9 protein-coding genes and 1 pseudogene are annotated in these 13,897 nt (G+C 59.3%); 4 read left to right on the top strand and 6 right to left on the bottom strand.

The window, feature by feature from the left end; translation table 11 throughout:
• Window positions 1-97: 97 nt before the first annotated feature.
• The 3 genes from QRN70_RS20755 (at window position 98) to msrA (ending at window position 5,292) form a co-directional block, all read left to right on the top strand.
• Complete coding sequence (locus QRN70_RS20755; protein WP_285419769.1) at window positions 98-1,495, top strand: alkaline phosphatase D family protein; 1,398 nt, start codon at window positions 98-100, stop codon at window positions 1,493-1,495.
• A 254-nt stretch (window positions 1,496-1,749) separates the two neighbouring features.
• Complete coding sequence (locus tag QRN70_RS20750; protein WP_285419768.1) at window positions 1,750-4,446, top strand: putative bifunctional diguanylate cyclase/phosphodiesterase; 2,697 nt, start codon at window positions 1,750-1,752, stop codon at window positions 4,444-4,446.
• A gap of 180 nt (window positions 4,447-4,626) precedes the next feature.
• A complete protein-coding gene (gene msrA, locus QRN70_RS20745) occupies window positions 4,627-5,292 on the top strand; it encodes a peptide-methionine (S)-S-oxide reductase MsrA (protein ID WP_285419767.1) in 666 nt (221 codons plus the stop codon).
• Between the two features lie 113 nt (window positions 5,293-5,405).
• On the opposite strand, the gene QRN70_RS20740 is transcribed toward msrA, so the two are convergent.
• The gene (locus QRN70_RS20740; RefSeq protein WP_285419766.1) at window positions 5,406-6,245 is read right to left on the bottom strand and encodes a 23S rRNA (adenine(2030)-N(6))-methyltransferase RlmJ; all 840 of its coding nucleotides are present in this window, start codon (window positions 6,243-6,245) and stop codon (window positions 5,406-5,408) included.
• Window positions 6,246-6,401: 156 nt separating this feature from the next.
• Here QRN70_RS20740 and QRN70_RS20735 point away from each other — a divergent pair, with 156 nt between their 5' ends.
• On the top strand, window positions 6,402-6,815 hold the full coding sequence (locus QRN70_RS20735; RefSeq protein ID WP_285419765.1) for a T6SS amidase immunity protein Tai4 family protein: 414 nt from the start codon (window positions 6,402-6,404) through the stop codon (window positions 6,813-6,815).
• A gap of 270 nt (window positions 6,816-7,085) precedes the next feature.
• Here QRN70_RS20735 and QRN70_RS20730 read toward each other — a convergent pair whose 3' ends face one another.
• From QRN70_RS20730 to putP, 5 genes and pseudogenes are all read right to left on the bottom strand, one after another.
• Window positions 7,086-7,808: a DUF4123 domain-containing protein gene (locus QRN70_RS20730; protein ID WP_285419764.1), complete on the bottom strand. Its 723-nt coding sequence runs from the start codon at window positions 7,806-7,808 to the stop codon at window positions 7,086-7,088.
• 113 nt (window positions 7,809-7,921) lie between these two features.
• Window positions 7,922-8,293 carry a hypothetical protein gene (locus QRN70_RS20725; RefSeq protein ID WP_285419763.1) on the bottom strand — a complete coding sequence of 124 codons (372 nt, stop codon included), beginning with the start codon at window positions 8,291-8,293 and terminating at the stop codon, window positions 7,922-7,924.
• A 293-nt stretch (window positions 8,294-8,586) separates the two neighbouring features.
• A complete protein-coding gene (locus QRN70_RS20720) occupies window positions 8,587-8,976 on the bottom strand; it encodes a hypothetical protein (RefSeq protein WP_285419762.1) in 390 nt (129 codons plus the stop codon).
• Between the two features lie 1,034 nt (window positions 8,977-10,010).
• A pseudogene (locus tag QRN70_RS20715) lies at window positions 10,011-12,023 on the bottom strand (type VI secretion system Vgr family protein); the annotation flags it as partial.
• Between the two features lie 367 nt (window positions 12,024-12,390).
• A complete protein-coding gene (putP, locus tag QRN70_RS20710; RefSeq protein ID WP_285419761.1) occupies window positions 12,391-13,875 on the bottom strand; it encodes a sodium/proline symporter PutP in 1,485 nt (494 codons plus the stop codon).
• Window positions 13,876-13,897 lie beyond the last annotated feature (22 nt).

Below are 13,897 nucleotides of genomic sequence, written 5' to 3'. Positions count from 1 at the left end.
TTTTTATCGGCCGACAACTAATCTTCCCAGCACAAAGTTCACCGTGAAACTTTGCCGAACTTAATATTTATTCATATACATGCGAATGGATTCGAACATGTTCAAGCCAACTGTCGGCCCGATCGTGGGCCATACGACAACTAACCAGACAAGAATATTCATGCGTGGCGAAGTGCAGGACAATGCACCGGTATTTGCTGCAATGCGTTATCGGCTGGCCGATACACAAACATGGTCAAAGGCCCTGTTTACCCGACTAAGTACGGCGCTGGATATGTCGCACGTATTTGTTCTCGAGCACTTGCAGGCAGACACCGAGTACGAATATCAGACCGGCTGGTTCAGTCCGATGAGCCCGGTGCACACCGTGGAAAGCATCGCCGAGCTGCCGCTGCAATGGCCCCGCGAGATTCAGCGGCTGCGCACCCGCGCCGCCACGACCCGGCAGCCGCGCGCCTACATCCTCGGCTCCTGCCGCTATCTGCGGATGACGGCGGGCGTGGCCGAGCTGCCACAACTGGGCGACCGCATCTTCGCCTCGATCAACCAATTGATCGAGGGTGCCGAGCCGCCGATCAGCGCCACACTGATGACGGGCGATCAAGTCTATGTGGATGATTTGAACCTGATCGCCCCGGACCGCGAATACCACGACATTCTGAAAAAGTACCGCGCGGCTTTTACCCAGCCGAATATACGCCGGCTGATGGCCGGCACTTCCACTTACATGATTCTCGACGATCATGAAATCGAAGATAACTGGCCGGCCCGGGCAATCCATGCCGACCAGGCGTTATTTCGCAACGCCATGGATGCTTATGCGTTATATCAAGCCAGTCACAGCCCGGCCTGCGCACTGACAACTAATGGCCAGGTTGATCGTTCTTCATTGAAGCACTACTGGTATCAATTCAGCGATGGCGATATCGAGTGGTTTGTCACCGACAGCCGTACCCGGCGCAACCTGGCGGCCAGCGACCGACGGATTCTCGATGATGCGCAGGAACACGCCCTGTGCCAGTGGCTGGTCAACAGTACGGCGCGGGTCAAGTTCGTGGTCACCAGCGTGATGTTCTACCCGGATCGCCGGACGAACGGCGAGGACGCCTGGCAAGGTTTCCCGCAACAGCGCCTGCGCCTGCTGGAGCTGATTCGCACACAGCGCATCAGCAATGTCGTGTTCATCAGTGGCGACGTCCACGGTTCGCTGACCTCGCGCCTGACGCACAGCGAAGACCCGGACTTCGAAGTCCACACCATCGTTTCCTCACCGTTTTACAACAGCGTGCTGCTGCCGTATGCCAAGGCGTCGACGTTCATCCTCGATCAGCCGCTGGTGCGCACGCCAGCGGGCGACTATCAACACGAGCTGAGCAGCACCGTGATCAGCCAGGACAACTTCGCCCATATGCGGGTCGAGGCTGATCAAATTCTGATCAATTACCATGATCGGGAGGGCAAACAGCTGCAATCGATCAGCCTGAAACTGCGCTGAATGCTGAAAAGATCGCGGCCTGCGGCAGCCTCTGCATGGGTGGGTGTCCCCTGCAGGCGCTGCCGCGAGCGGCGATCTTTTGCTCTTTTGCGCCAGGCACTGGAGAAATGCCCCACGCGGCCGACACATTCTTATAGCACTTGGCCTTCATGTCTCTTGTCAGTCAGTGCCGCAATGATGCAACCTTGCCGCAGGCAACAGTAAAGAGGGCGAGAGCCCGGCGCGTTCAGCATATTTCCAAGCGAGTTCCCTTCATGAAGAGCCAACCCGATGCCGCCAGCCGTATGGTGGCCGAGGTAGTGACGCAGTTGCCTGTGCCCTCGCGGCTCGGCATGCTGCGTTTCGAGCGCTTGAATGAAGCCAGTTGGGCGATGCTGTTTCTCGATCCCAACTGTGAACGCCAGTTCGGCCAACCGGCCGTCGAACTCTGCGCCCTGGTCGGCTCGCCCTACGCCAGCCTGATGGAGCCCGAAGCGCGCTATCAGCAGCACGACGCCATCCAGCAACAACTGCGCGACAGCCCGCACTATCTGGTGCGCTACACCCTGCACACCGCCGCCGGGCCGTTGAGCATCCTCGAACTCGGCGAAGCCTACAAACAGCACAATCGTCACCTGCTGCGCGGCTACCTGCTGGCGGTCGACGATGTCTTCGACCAGGCGCCGACGCTGCCGTCGGTCGACCTCGAAACCCAGAATTCACGCCTGCAGATCGCCCTTGAACTCAACCAGCGCGCCCAGCAGGAGCAGCTGCAGCATCTGGAGCGGGTGCGTGCGCAGCAGGACCTGATCCTGTTGCTCGCCCGCCAGCGCTACAGCAGCCACAACTCGCTGCGCGAAGCCGCCGAGCTGATCACGCGCTGCGCCTGCGACATCTACGAAATCGACTGCGCCAGCCTGTGGAACCTCGAAGGCCAGCACCTGGTACCGATTTCGGCCTACCACCGCGCGACCCAGGAATACATCCTGCCGGATGTGATCGACGTCAGCGGCTTCCCCGACTACATGGAAGCCCTGCACAGCAGCCGTGCCATCGACGCGCACAATGCAATGCGCGACCCGCGCACCCGCGAGATGGCCGAAGCCCTGCGCCCGCGCGACGTCAACGCCATGCTCGACGCCAGTATCCGCGTCGACGGCCAGGTGGTCGGCGTGCTGTGCCTGGAGCAGACCGGGGTCACCCGCGCCTGGCAGTCCGATGAAATCGCCTTTGCCGGTGAGCTGGCCGATCAGTTCGCCCAGGTCATCAACAACCATAACCGGCGCACCGCCACCAGCGCCCTGCACCTGTTCCAGCGGGCCGTGGAGCAAAGCGCCAACGCCTTTCTGCTGGTCAATTGCGATGGCGTGGTCGAGTACGTCAACCCGAGCTTCACCGCGATCACCCAGTACACCACCGAGGAAGTCCACGGCCAGCGCCTGTCGGAGCTGCCGGCGCTGGAAAACCTCAGCGAGCTGCTGTTCGACGCGCCCTCGGCGCTGGCCAAGAGCAACAGCTGGCAGGGCGAATTCAAGAGCCGGCGCAAAAACCTCGAGCCGTACTGGGGTCAGCTGTCGATTTCCAAGGTCTACGGCGACAACCGCGAACTGACGCACTACATCGGCATCTACGAAGACATCACCCAGACCAAACTGGCCCAGCAGCGCATCGAGCGCCTGGCCTACACCGACAACCTGACCAACCTCGGCAATCGACCTGCATTTATCCGCAATCTCGACGAACGGTTCGCCCGGGACAGCGATACCCCGATCAGCCTGTTGCTGGTCGACATCGACAACTTCAAGCGGATCAACGACAGCCTCGGCCACCAGACCGGCGACAAACTGCTGATCAGCCTGGCCCGGCGCCTGCGCAACAGCCTGAGCCCGAGCGGCAGCCTCGCGCGGTTCGCCAGTAACGAGTTTGCCGTGTTGCTCGACGACACCGACCTGGCCACCGGCCAGCAGATCGCCAACCAGTTGCTGGCGACCCTCGACAAGCCGATGTTCGTCGACAACCAGTTGATCAGCGTCACCGGCTCCGTGGGCCTGGCCTGCGCGCCGTTGCACGGCCGCGACCCGCAGACCCTGATGCGCAACGCCGGCCTCGCCCTGCACAAGGCCAAGGCCAACGGCAAACACCAGGTGCAGGTATTCACCGAGGCGTTGAATGCCGAGGCCAGCTACAAGCTGTTCGTCGAGAACAACCTGCGCCGCGCCCTGACCCAGAACGAACTGGACGTGTTCTACCAGCCCAAGCTGTGCCTGCGCAGCGGCCGCTTGCTGGGCATGGAAGCCCTGCTGCGCTGGAACCATCCGGAGCGCGGCATGATCCGCCCGGACCAGTTCATCAGCGTCGCCGAGGAAACCGGCCTGATCATCCCGATCGGCAAGTGGATCGCCCGTCAGGCCTGCCGCATGAGCAAGGCGCTGACGGCCGCCGGCATGGGCAACCTGCAAGTGGCGATCAACCTCTCGCCCAAGCAGTTCTCCGACCCGGATCTGGTCGCCTCCATCGCCAACATCCTCAAGGAGGAAGCGCTGCCAGCCAATCTGCTGGAGCTGGAGCTGACCGAAGGCCTGCTGCTCGAAGCCACCGAAGACACCCACCTGCAGCTCGACCAGCTCAAGCGCCTGGGCCTGACCCTGGCCATGGACGACTTCGGCACCGGCTACTCGTCGCTCAGCTACCTGAAGAAATTCCCCATCGACATCATCAAGATCGATCGCAGCTTCATCCACGAAATCCCGGACAACCAGGACGACATGGAAATCACCTCGGCGGTGATTGCCATGGCGCACAACCTGAAACTCAAAGTCGTGGCCGAAGGCATCGAGACCGCCGAACAACTGGCGTTTCTGCGCCGTCATCGTTGCGACGTCGGCCAGGGCTATTTGTTCGACCGGCCGATCCCCGGCGCCGAGCTGATCCAGGCGCTCAAGCGCTACCCGCGCGGCCCGCTCTGCCTCTAAATCCCATCTGTCGAGGCCCCCCTGCTCGCGAAGGCGTTATAGCCGTCGACAGCGTCGTCGCCTGACACAGCGCTTTCGCGAGCAGGCTCACTGCCACATTTGAAGGGTGCGAAATCGGGCATCATTGGGCACACTGACGGTCTGACTTTTTACATCCCATCCTGACTGAGAGGAACGATCATGGTTCTGCGCTCGGAAATTCTGGTGAACAAAAACGTGCTACCGACTAAAGACCAAGCTCTACCCGGCCGCGAAACTGCGATGACCCTGCCTGAAAAGCATTTCGTCTTCGAAGAAACCCCGCTGCTCGGCCCGTTTTTCCAGAACGTCGGCTTCGCGATTTTCGGCCTCGGTTGCTTCTGGGGTGCCGAGCGCCGTTTCTGGCAGCGTGAAGGCGTGGTCAGCACCGTGGTCGGCTACGCCGGCGGCTTCACCCCGAACCCGACCTACGAAGAAGTCTGCTCGGGCCTGACCGGCCACGCGGAAGTGGTGCTGGTGGTGTATGACCAGGACAAGGTCAGCTATGAAGAGCTGTTGGCGATGTTCTGGGAACTGCACAACCCGACCCAGGGCATGCGTCAGGGCAACGACATCGGCACTCAGTACCGCTCGGTGATCTACGCCACCACGCCGGAGCAACTGGACGCCGCGCTGAAGAGCAAAGCCGTGTATCAGGCCGAGCTGAGCAAGGCTGGCCTCGGGGAAATCAGCACCGAAATCGAACAGGCCCCGACCGTGTACTTCGCCGAGGCCTATCACCAGCAGTACCTGGCGAAAAACCCTGAAGGCTATTGCGGCATCGGCGGCACCGGCGTGTGTATGCCACCGAGCCTGGCGGGTAACTGAACCTGAAAGCTGCGCGAGCAAGCCGCTTCCACAAGTTCCATGAACGACTTAGTTCCCTGTGGGAGCGGGCCTGCCCGCGAAGGCGACCGATCAGACACCAGCAAACCAACTGATCAGCTCTCGGCGATCAACCAATCCATCTGCCAGCCACCCTGGGTCTGCCCAAGCTTCTTCGACAGCCACGGCAGCAGCTCACGCAATTCCTCTTCCAGCCCCCACGGCGGATTGGCAATCGCCAGGCCCGAACCGTTCAGGCTGTTCGGCGTATCCAGCGGATGCACCAGCAGCTCCACACGCAGCAACTTCGGCGCGCCGGTGCCGGCCAGGTCCTGATAGAAACGCCGCAGCGCACGCTGATCCTTCACCGGGTACCAAATGGCCGCTACGGTCTGACGCATCCGGCCAATCGCTTCTTTCAGCGACGCCGCACACTTTTGCATCTCATCAAGTTGCTCGAACGGCGGATCGATCAACATCACCGCACGCTTCTCCTGCACCGGCAACATCGCCCGCGCCACATGCCAGCCCTCGCCCAGATGCACCTTGACCCGACGGTCGCCGGCCATGTTCTCCTTGAGCTGCACGCCGTCTTGCGGGTGCTTTTCGTTGAGCATCACCCGGTCCTGCGGGCGGGTCAGGCGCCGCGCCAGCTCCGGCGAGCCCGGGTAGTAGCGCAACTGGCCATCGGGGTTCATCTCGTGCAGCACCTGCATGTAGTCAGCGGTCAGCGCTGGCAGATCCGGCTGATCCCACAAACGCGCGATGCCTTCCAGGTACTCGCCAGTGCGATTGGCCTGATCGCCCTGCAAGTCATACAGACCGATACCGGCATGCGTGTCGAGATAGGCAAACGGCTGCTCCTTGCGCGACATCAGGGCGATGAGGCGGGTCAAGGTCAGGTGTTTGAACACATCGGCGTGATTGCCGGCATGGAAGGCGTGACGATAATTCATGGCTGCTCCTGCGAAGGGCGCAAAGTTTACCTTTTACCGGGCGGCAAGTCAGGGGCTGGCGGCCGAGCGGGCCTCTCTCACGCCAAGTACCCACCCTCGCCAAAGGCCGGTTTTCTCGCTTAACTGGCAGGTCATAGCCGACAGGAAGTCAAACCCATGCGTCACCCACTCATTTTCTCTCTGTGCCTGATCTGCTCAATGCACGCCGTGGCGGGCGCAAATCACATTGCGCAGGCTCGCCAGATGCTCAAGAACTATGGCCTGAGCCAATGCATCCTGGAGCCATTCAACGAACGCTCCGCACTCGAAAAAGATATCGAGCTGTCCGCCGCTGCCTACTCGTTCATGGGCAACGGTATGCATGCCATCCGGCAAAATGAAGACACGCTGCAAGTACTCCACGACCCGTACAAAGCAACTCGAGACTATGTATTTGCAGCCTATGCAAAGACGCCTTCGAACAGCAAACACTCGAACAGAAAAGTCGTTTTTCATGGATGCCTGGCGGTCTACAACTCAGAGGCGTTCGCCAGTTTTATCAACACTCAGGATGCGTATATCGCTGAGTGAGTCTAAGCGCGGGGTAGGAGAACCGAGACCGGAGAACTCGGCCACGCCGAAGCGTGCCCGCGCATAACCGCCGCAAATGATCTTACGGACGGACGTAAACTGCCGCAAACCGGGCGGCGACGTTCGTGCGCTCTTCCAGTATCAGGGCGCCTACACCCTGTCGCCGCATCTGCGGTGACGATGCAAGACTATCCCTGCTACCCAACGCCCACCAGTTCATGAAAGCCGCCGCAACTCGAAGGAAACGTCCGAAACCTTCGCCCGGAAATGTCACTCCAGCTCTGCCAGCAAATACTCCAGCAATGCCGACTGCGACGATTCTGCCGACGTTGAAATCTGAAAAAACCGCCCGGCCTTGCAGCGCAGCACAGGTTCAGGAAACGCCTCGAACATTGCCGGATGCTCCTCGCTTAGCCATTGCACCGCGTTGCCGATACGGACTTCATCCCCCGCCGAAGCCAACACCGATTCAGGCACTTTCCACCAAGGGAACACACGCCCCGAAATCTGCGCCCGCCCCCCGATATCCAAGGCCTGGCCATTGATCAGTGCGCGTGAAATTACCGGCAACAGCTGCGCCGCATCCACGGCATCGGACTGCAAAATCGGCAACAGAAACCGCCCATCCCAAAACCGGAAAAACACCGTTTTCCCATCGGGCATCAACACCTGCGTCAGGCTGCGAAAGTGCTCGACCACCACCTCAAGACTTGCCGAAGACACCGCCAACCAGCCCCAGTCGCGAGACTCAGTCGTCACCACCCAATCCAGAAACTCACTGTCCGAGTCGACGATTCCCACATAAGGCATCACCGCGTCCCACTCGGAGTAAATTGTATCGGCCCAGATTGGACTCGGCGCTTGCACCTTATTCGATGCCTGCCAAGCCTTGAATGGCTCAGCCGTGCTGCCACAGCTAAAGATGGCGAAAACTTGTTCACCCGTTTTGAACGATGGGGTGTGTAACCAGTTTTTTATACATTCATCACTCATAAGATCTATTTCAACCAACCATGAACTTACCTACAACCACGCCGAATACCGGCGTTAGCTAACACCGATATCATCAGGCTCAAAAACTCGATCACCTACCATGAGCCAAGAGATCAACGATAAAAAATATACATAACCACCATCAGTGCGATCAGCAACCACATGAAATAGTTGCAGAATCTTATTAACTCCTTTAGATGACGTGGAAATCTTTCGTAATCTTGGGCGTTCAGCATCTCTTTTTTTATTGAGCGACGAGGAATAATCAGCATCATGCTGATATGCCCGAGCAGTACCAATCGCACAAGCGGTGCAAGGCTCAAATGCGCTAACCTACCGATTACAGCTGGAGAGTTATTTAAGCAACCCAAGACCTCTTTGATTCGAAAATAAGCAAGATAGAACATCAGCGCCAAACACAAGACAAACAGTGCTGCCAATGTCAAAACCACACATGCATAAACGTCATCCAACGAATCTTTCACAGTGCAACCTCATACAACAATTCACCCACCCCTTCCTGAAAAGCGCGTCTCCCTCTCCACCAGAGATATACCCCCAAGGTTTCCCGGCCTCAGTGAACTTAACCCTTCTGCATGCCTTTTCCGTTCCGGGACCTTCAGTCCAGCAGGTCCCGCCCCCTTTGAACGGCTGCGCGATGTCGGCATTACAGAAAATGACACAGAGTTTTAGATTGCTGCAAAGGGGATGGATTTTAAGCCATTTTCTTATGCAATCTTCGCTCATAAAAGTATGTACATACTGCGAGCAATCAATTCTATTCAATCCACCCCATAAAACTCGCGACCAGTAAGAAAATAATCATCGTGACGAAACTTCCAAATTCCGATAGATACACAAAGCGAATCAAACACAACAAAGTTGAAGGAAAATTCAGCAAATCTCCCGCATCCAAAGCCCCCCCTTTGATTGCCCTGGACGGCATGAGCAAGTACGAGCCTATGCACGCCAACATGAAATAAGCACCCAAAACCCCAGCACTTAAAGGCTTGCGCACTAACACACCTTGCGAGTTGCTGAGAAAACGAAAAATCGCCTCTTTTCTGAATAGAGCCAGATAGGCCTGACCGACAACAGATATGAAAGCAAGCCCAAAGAACATGCCGCCAAAAGTCAAAACGAACCAGGTCTCATCAGCCTTTGTCATTTGCCAACCCCCTCGTAAATGACCTCACCAACCTTTTCACCCAAGATCTCGCCACCCACTCCCCCTCCAAAAGTTCCAGCCCCGACCATTACCAATGAACAAAGCACCCCGCCTGTTCCCGCCGTACCCAGGCCAATGCCAACGCATACAAGAGTACCCGCGATCCCCCCGCCGAGACTTCCCCCGAATGCGCCGGCGAGTTTCGCCGTTTCGGTGAACTTCACTTTCCTGCAAGCTTCTTCAGTCCCTAGCCGGCAAGTTTCCCTTATCTTCAGTCCCGACGCCGCCGCGCCCAGACCAACCCCAACCCAACCACCTAACTTGATGATCTTGCTGGCCCTGCTAACGCCCTGAATATGCGTTGCGTATCCGGGAATCTCCCCCGCGACACCAGCCATGTTCCAATGGTGAACGAGACTGCGACTGGAAATTCCCAACGTTTTCTTCAGGTTTGGGTGATCGGGTAAACCAGCCGCTTTACGCACAAGCGGGCTAAGGCTGCTATCGAGTTGCGCCATCAGCTGTTTGCGTCTGGAGAAAAAATCAGCACCCTGAAGCTTGCCGTGTTTATCGAAGGTTTGCTTATGCAGAACCTCCAACTCTGTCAGCGTCTTGCCAAGATTGTCCAAATGATTGCTGAACATCGCCGAGCCGATTCCCACCGCCGTCGAACCCTGAGATAAGAATGACTGAATCTCTGCCTGATACCGCACCATGAACTCCGCCTCCGAATCACTCATCGGCGCCAGAGCCGCCTCAACCTTCTGCGCCGCCTCCATCAGCAATGCTTCTTCCCGCGTGCATTGCGTATTACGCGGGTCGCTCAGGACGATCAGTTGCCCAGGCTTGGCAAATTGAGTGAGTTGCGGATTCAGGCTACGAAATTTATCCAGCACGGCCGGATCTGGTTGCGGGAACAGTATCGATTCAAGCGCAGAGCGAGACATCCCCTGCTCAACAATATAAAAGCCCGGCTCAACGTTCGAAGTCGCTGGCCGAGCTGAAGGCTTTGGGTCGTTGATCAACGCGCTCGGGGCCAGGCAAATTCCGTCCTTGCAGCGCTCGCACTCTTCGCAGAATGGCGCATCACCTTTAAAGCTCATGATTTGTGCAGCCGTGAGCATGGCCGCCGGCGCTGCTGCGAGCTTTGTGGGCAATCCCGGCACACTCGGTGCCGCGCTCATCGCCGCCGTCGGCGCGCCACCGACCTGAATCGGTACGCTGCTGAAAATCCCGCCGGGGCCGATGTTGATCCACTGCCCGCCGGCCTGAATCGTCGCGCTCGCGCCGCCGTCGATCACCACTTGCTGGCCGGCGCTGAGGTGAATCTGCGCGCTGGCGCTGGTCGCCTGGTTGCTCACCCGAATATGTCGATCACCGACAACCGTCAGATGATCGTCCTGCTTCACTTCGGTCTGGCGCTGGCCGTGGGTGATGCGCTGCTCGTCAGCCTTCAACTCATGTTTCGCCAGGCCGGTGACGACAACGCTGCGCTGGTTACCCACCTGCACCTGCTGATCATTCAACACATGCTGGGTCCAGTTGCGCTGGGCGCGCAGGTAGATTTCCTCGGCGCCTTTGCGATCCTCGATGCGCAGTTCGTTGTAGCCGCCACCGCCCGGGCTGCTCTGGCTGCGGAAAATGCTGCGGGTCTTGTCCGCCGGCAGGTCCAGCGGCACCGGAGTCGCGGCGTTCGGCAGGCAGCCGACCACCAGCGGCTTGTCGGCATCGGCGTCGATGAAGCCAACCAGCACTTCCATACCCACGCGCGGAATCAACACGCTGCCGTAACGGTCATGCGCCCAGCCGGTAGCCACGCGCAGCCAGCAGCTGGAATGCTCATTGAGCTCGCCGTCGCGGTCCCAGGCCAGTTGCACCTTGACCCGACCGTACTCGTCGCAGTGGATTTCGCTGTCTTGCGGCCCGGTGACCACGGCGGGTTGATAACCGAGCATGCGCGGTTTTTCCGGCCCCAGCGCCGGGCGAAAGAATACGTCCCACGGCGTGGCAAGAAAGGTATTACGGTAGCCCTGGAAGGATTCCCCATCACTGGTGACCGTTTCCTCCAGCACTTGCGGTTGGCGGCCACGGTGCTCGATGGCGGTGAGCAGCCACAGGTCGTTCCAGTCCTGGCGCGGATGGCCATTGAGCTGCAGGAAATGTCCGCTGACCAGGGCGGATTCGTCGCTGCGACCTTCAGCCTGACGGTAGTCGGCGACATGCCGTTCCAGCGCGCGCTGGGCCAGTTGCCTGCCACTTTCCCGGTCGCTGAACTGGCCGGGGAAGTGATAGTCCTCAAGCACCGGGCGCTGCTCGCCATCGACCCGGGCGTCCAGTTGCAGGCGCGGCCGGGTGAAGTTGTAGTCGCGCCGGGTGACCACGCTGGTGCGGGTTTCCACACGCACATTGAAGCGCTTGATCGCCGGTGCGCCAGCCGCCATGCCGCTGCCCGGCAGGTACACCGTCGGCTCGGCCAGCCGCGGGAACACGGTCTGGTCATCGCCGAACACCAGCAGATGGCCCTCGGTGCCATGTTGAAAGTGGTAATGGATGCCGACTTCCGCACACAGGCGCTGGACAAAGGCCAGATCGCTCTCGGCGTACTGCACGCAGTATTCCCGTGGCGGGTACTCGCTGCCGAGGCGAAACTCGAAGGCGTCGCGCAGGATCGCGTGCTCCCTGAGGATCTGCGCAACGATCTGCGGCACGCTCTGTTGCTGGAAAATCCGCTGGTTATGGCGATGCGCGAGGTAGGCCAGACGCGGCACCAGGCTGACGTGGTAGCGGGTCAGACGTTTGCCGCAATCCCCTTGGCCGACCTGATAAATCTGACCATGAATGCCAGCCCCTTGCGCATCGAAACTCAGAAACGCCTGACAGTGCAGCAGGCTTTCCAGATCCAGATCCGGCCGCTCACTGACCAGTTCCAGCTCGAAACGAAAGGGTTGGCTAATGGCTTCCTTGCCCGTGAACTCAAGGACCTTGAGGTCAGGTTGGGCGCCTTCGAAGGTCAACGTGAAACGCGGTTGATTGGCAGGCGCGAACATCCGATGTCTCTCTGCAGAATGAGGGCGGGCGATTCTGCATGAGGCGCAAGGGCTGTTGGGTGGGCGACGGAAAAATCAGATTTGCCCTACTTTGCCTGCCGGAAAAGCCTTCGGATATCGGCGCATTCGACTACAGACATATCCCCCAAACCCACCACCGCTTCACTGTGGGAGCGAGCCTGCTCGCGAAAGCGGCATGTCAGTCGACACCTTCATTGAATGATCAATCGCATTCGCGAGCAGGCTCGCTCCCACGCTGGATCTCCACAGGATTCGAGAAAGAACAGGCACAAAAAAACGGCCCGCCTCGGGTAGGAGACGGGCCGTTTTCATGTCGGCAAAAGCGTTGAGCCTCAGCTCAGCGCCATCACTTGTTCAGGTGGAAATCCTTTTCCGCCGCTTCGAAGCGCTGGACCATGCCGGTGGTCGGCTGGCCCATCAGGCTGACGAAGTAGATCGCCAGGCTGGCGAAGATGAAGCCCGGGATGATTTCGTACAGACCCATCACTTCCCAATGCTTCCACGCCACCACCGTGATCGCGCCGACCAGGATGCCGGCCAGGGCGCCGTCGCGGGTCATCTTTTTCCACACCACCGAGATCAGCACCACCGGACCGAACGCCGCACCGAAGCCGGCCCAGGCGTAGCTGACCAGACCCAGTACCTGGTTTTTCGGGTTGGCGGCCAGGGCGATGGCGACCAGCGCAACGACCAGCACCATGGCCCGGCCGATCCACACCAGTTCCAGCTGGGTCGCGCTTTTGCGGATGAACGCTTTGTAGAAGTCTTCGGTCAGGGCGCTCGAGCACACCAGCAACTGGCAGCTCAGGGTGCTCATCACCGCCGCGAGGATCGCCGACAGCAGGACACCGGCAATCCATGGGTTGAACAGTAGTTTGGCCAGTTCGATGAACACACGCTCGTGGTTCTCGGTCACAGGACCGGCAACGTCAGGGTGCGCCGAGAAGTAAGCGATACCGAAGAAGCCAACGGCCACGGTGCCGCCGAGGCAGAGAATCATCCAGGTCATCGAGATGCGACGGGCGTTGGCAATCGATTTCACCGAATCAGCGGCCATGAAGCGCGCCAGAATGTGCGGTTGACCGAAGTAACCCAGGCCCCAACCCATCAGCGAGATCACGCCGATGAAAGTGGTGCCCTTGAGCATGTCGAAATTGCTCGGGTCCTGCGCTTCGATGGCCAGGAACGTGGTGTCGACGCCGCCGGTCGCCAGCAGCACGATGATCGGCGTGAGGATCAGGGCGAAGATCATCAGGGTGGCCTGAACGGTGTCGGTCCAGCTAACCGCGAGGAAACCGCCGACGAAGGTGTAGGCAATCGTCGCCGCCGCACCGGCCCACAGCGCTGTCTCGTAGGACATGCCGAAGGTGCTTTCGAACAGGCGCGCGCCGGCAACGATGCCGGATGCGCAGTAGACGGTGAAGAACACCAGAATCACGATCGCCGAAATGATCCGCAGCAGCCCGCTTTTATCTTCGAAACGGCTGGAGAAGTAGTCGGGCAGGGTCAGCGCATCACCGTTGTGCTCGGTCTGCACCCGCAGGCGACCGGCGACGAACAGCCAGTTCAGGTAGGCCCCGACGATCAGGCCGATGGCGATCCAGCTTTCGGACAGGCCGGACATGTAGATGGCGCCCGGCAGGCCCATCAGCAACCAGCCGCTCATGTCGGAAGCACCGGCCGACAATGCGGTCACGACGCTGCCCAGACTGCGGCCGCCAAGAATATAGTCAGAGAGGTTGTTGGTGGAGCGATAGGCCATGAAGCCGATCAGCACCATTGCTGCGATATAGATCACGAACGTGATCAGGGTTGGATTGCTTGCGCTCATTACGTACGTGCCCTGGCTTTGT

Source organism: Pseudomonas sp. efr-133-TYG-5 (assembly GCF_030209175.1).
GTDB lineage: Bacteria > Pseudomonadota > Gammaproteobacteria > Pseudomonadales > Pseudomonadaceae > Aquipseudomonas.
This window is presented reverse-complemented; position numbering and strand designations above follow the sequence as displayed.

What these genes read in the sequence shown, in the direction of transcription:
- QRN70_RS20755 (WP_285419769.1), top strand. Translation starts at nt 98, where the DNA reads ATGTTCAAGCCAACTGTCGGCCCGATCGTGGGCCATACGACAACTAAC.
- QRN70_RS20750 (WP_285419768.1), top strand. Translation starts at nt 1,750, where the DNA reads ATGAAGAGCCAACCCGATGCCGCCAGCCGTATGGTGGCCGAGGTAGTG.
- msrA (WP_285419767.1), top strand. Translation starts at nt 4,627, where the DNA reads ATGGTTCTGCGCTCGGAAATTCTGGTGAACAAAAACGTGCTACCGACT.
- QRN70_RS20740 (WP_285419766.1), bottom strand. Translation starts at nt 6,245, where the DNA reads ATGAATTATCGTCACGCCTTCCATGCCGGCAATCACGCCGATGTGTTC.
- QRN70_RS20735 (WP_285419765.1), top strand. Translation starts at nt 6,402, where the DNA reads ATGCGTCACCCACTCATTTTCTCTCTGTGCCTGATCTGCTCAATGCAC.
- QRN70_RS20730 (WP_285419764.1), bottom strand. Translation starts at nt 7,808, where the DNA reads ATGAGTGATGAATGTATAAAAAACTGGTTACACACCCCATCGTTCAAA.
- QRN70_RS20720 (WP_285419762.1), bottom strand. Translation starts at nt 8,976, where the DNA reads ATGACAAAGGCTGATGAGACCTGGTTCGTTTTGACTTTTGGCGGCATG.
- putP (WP_285419761.1), bottom strand. Translation starts at nt 13,875, where the DNA reads ATGAGCGCAAGCAATCCAACCCTGATCACGTTCGTGATCTATATCGCA.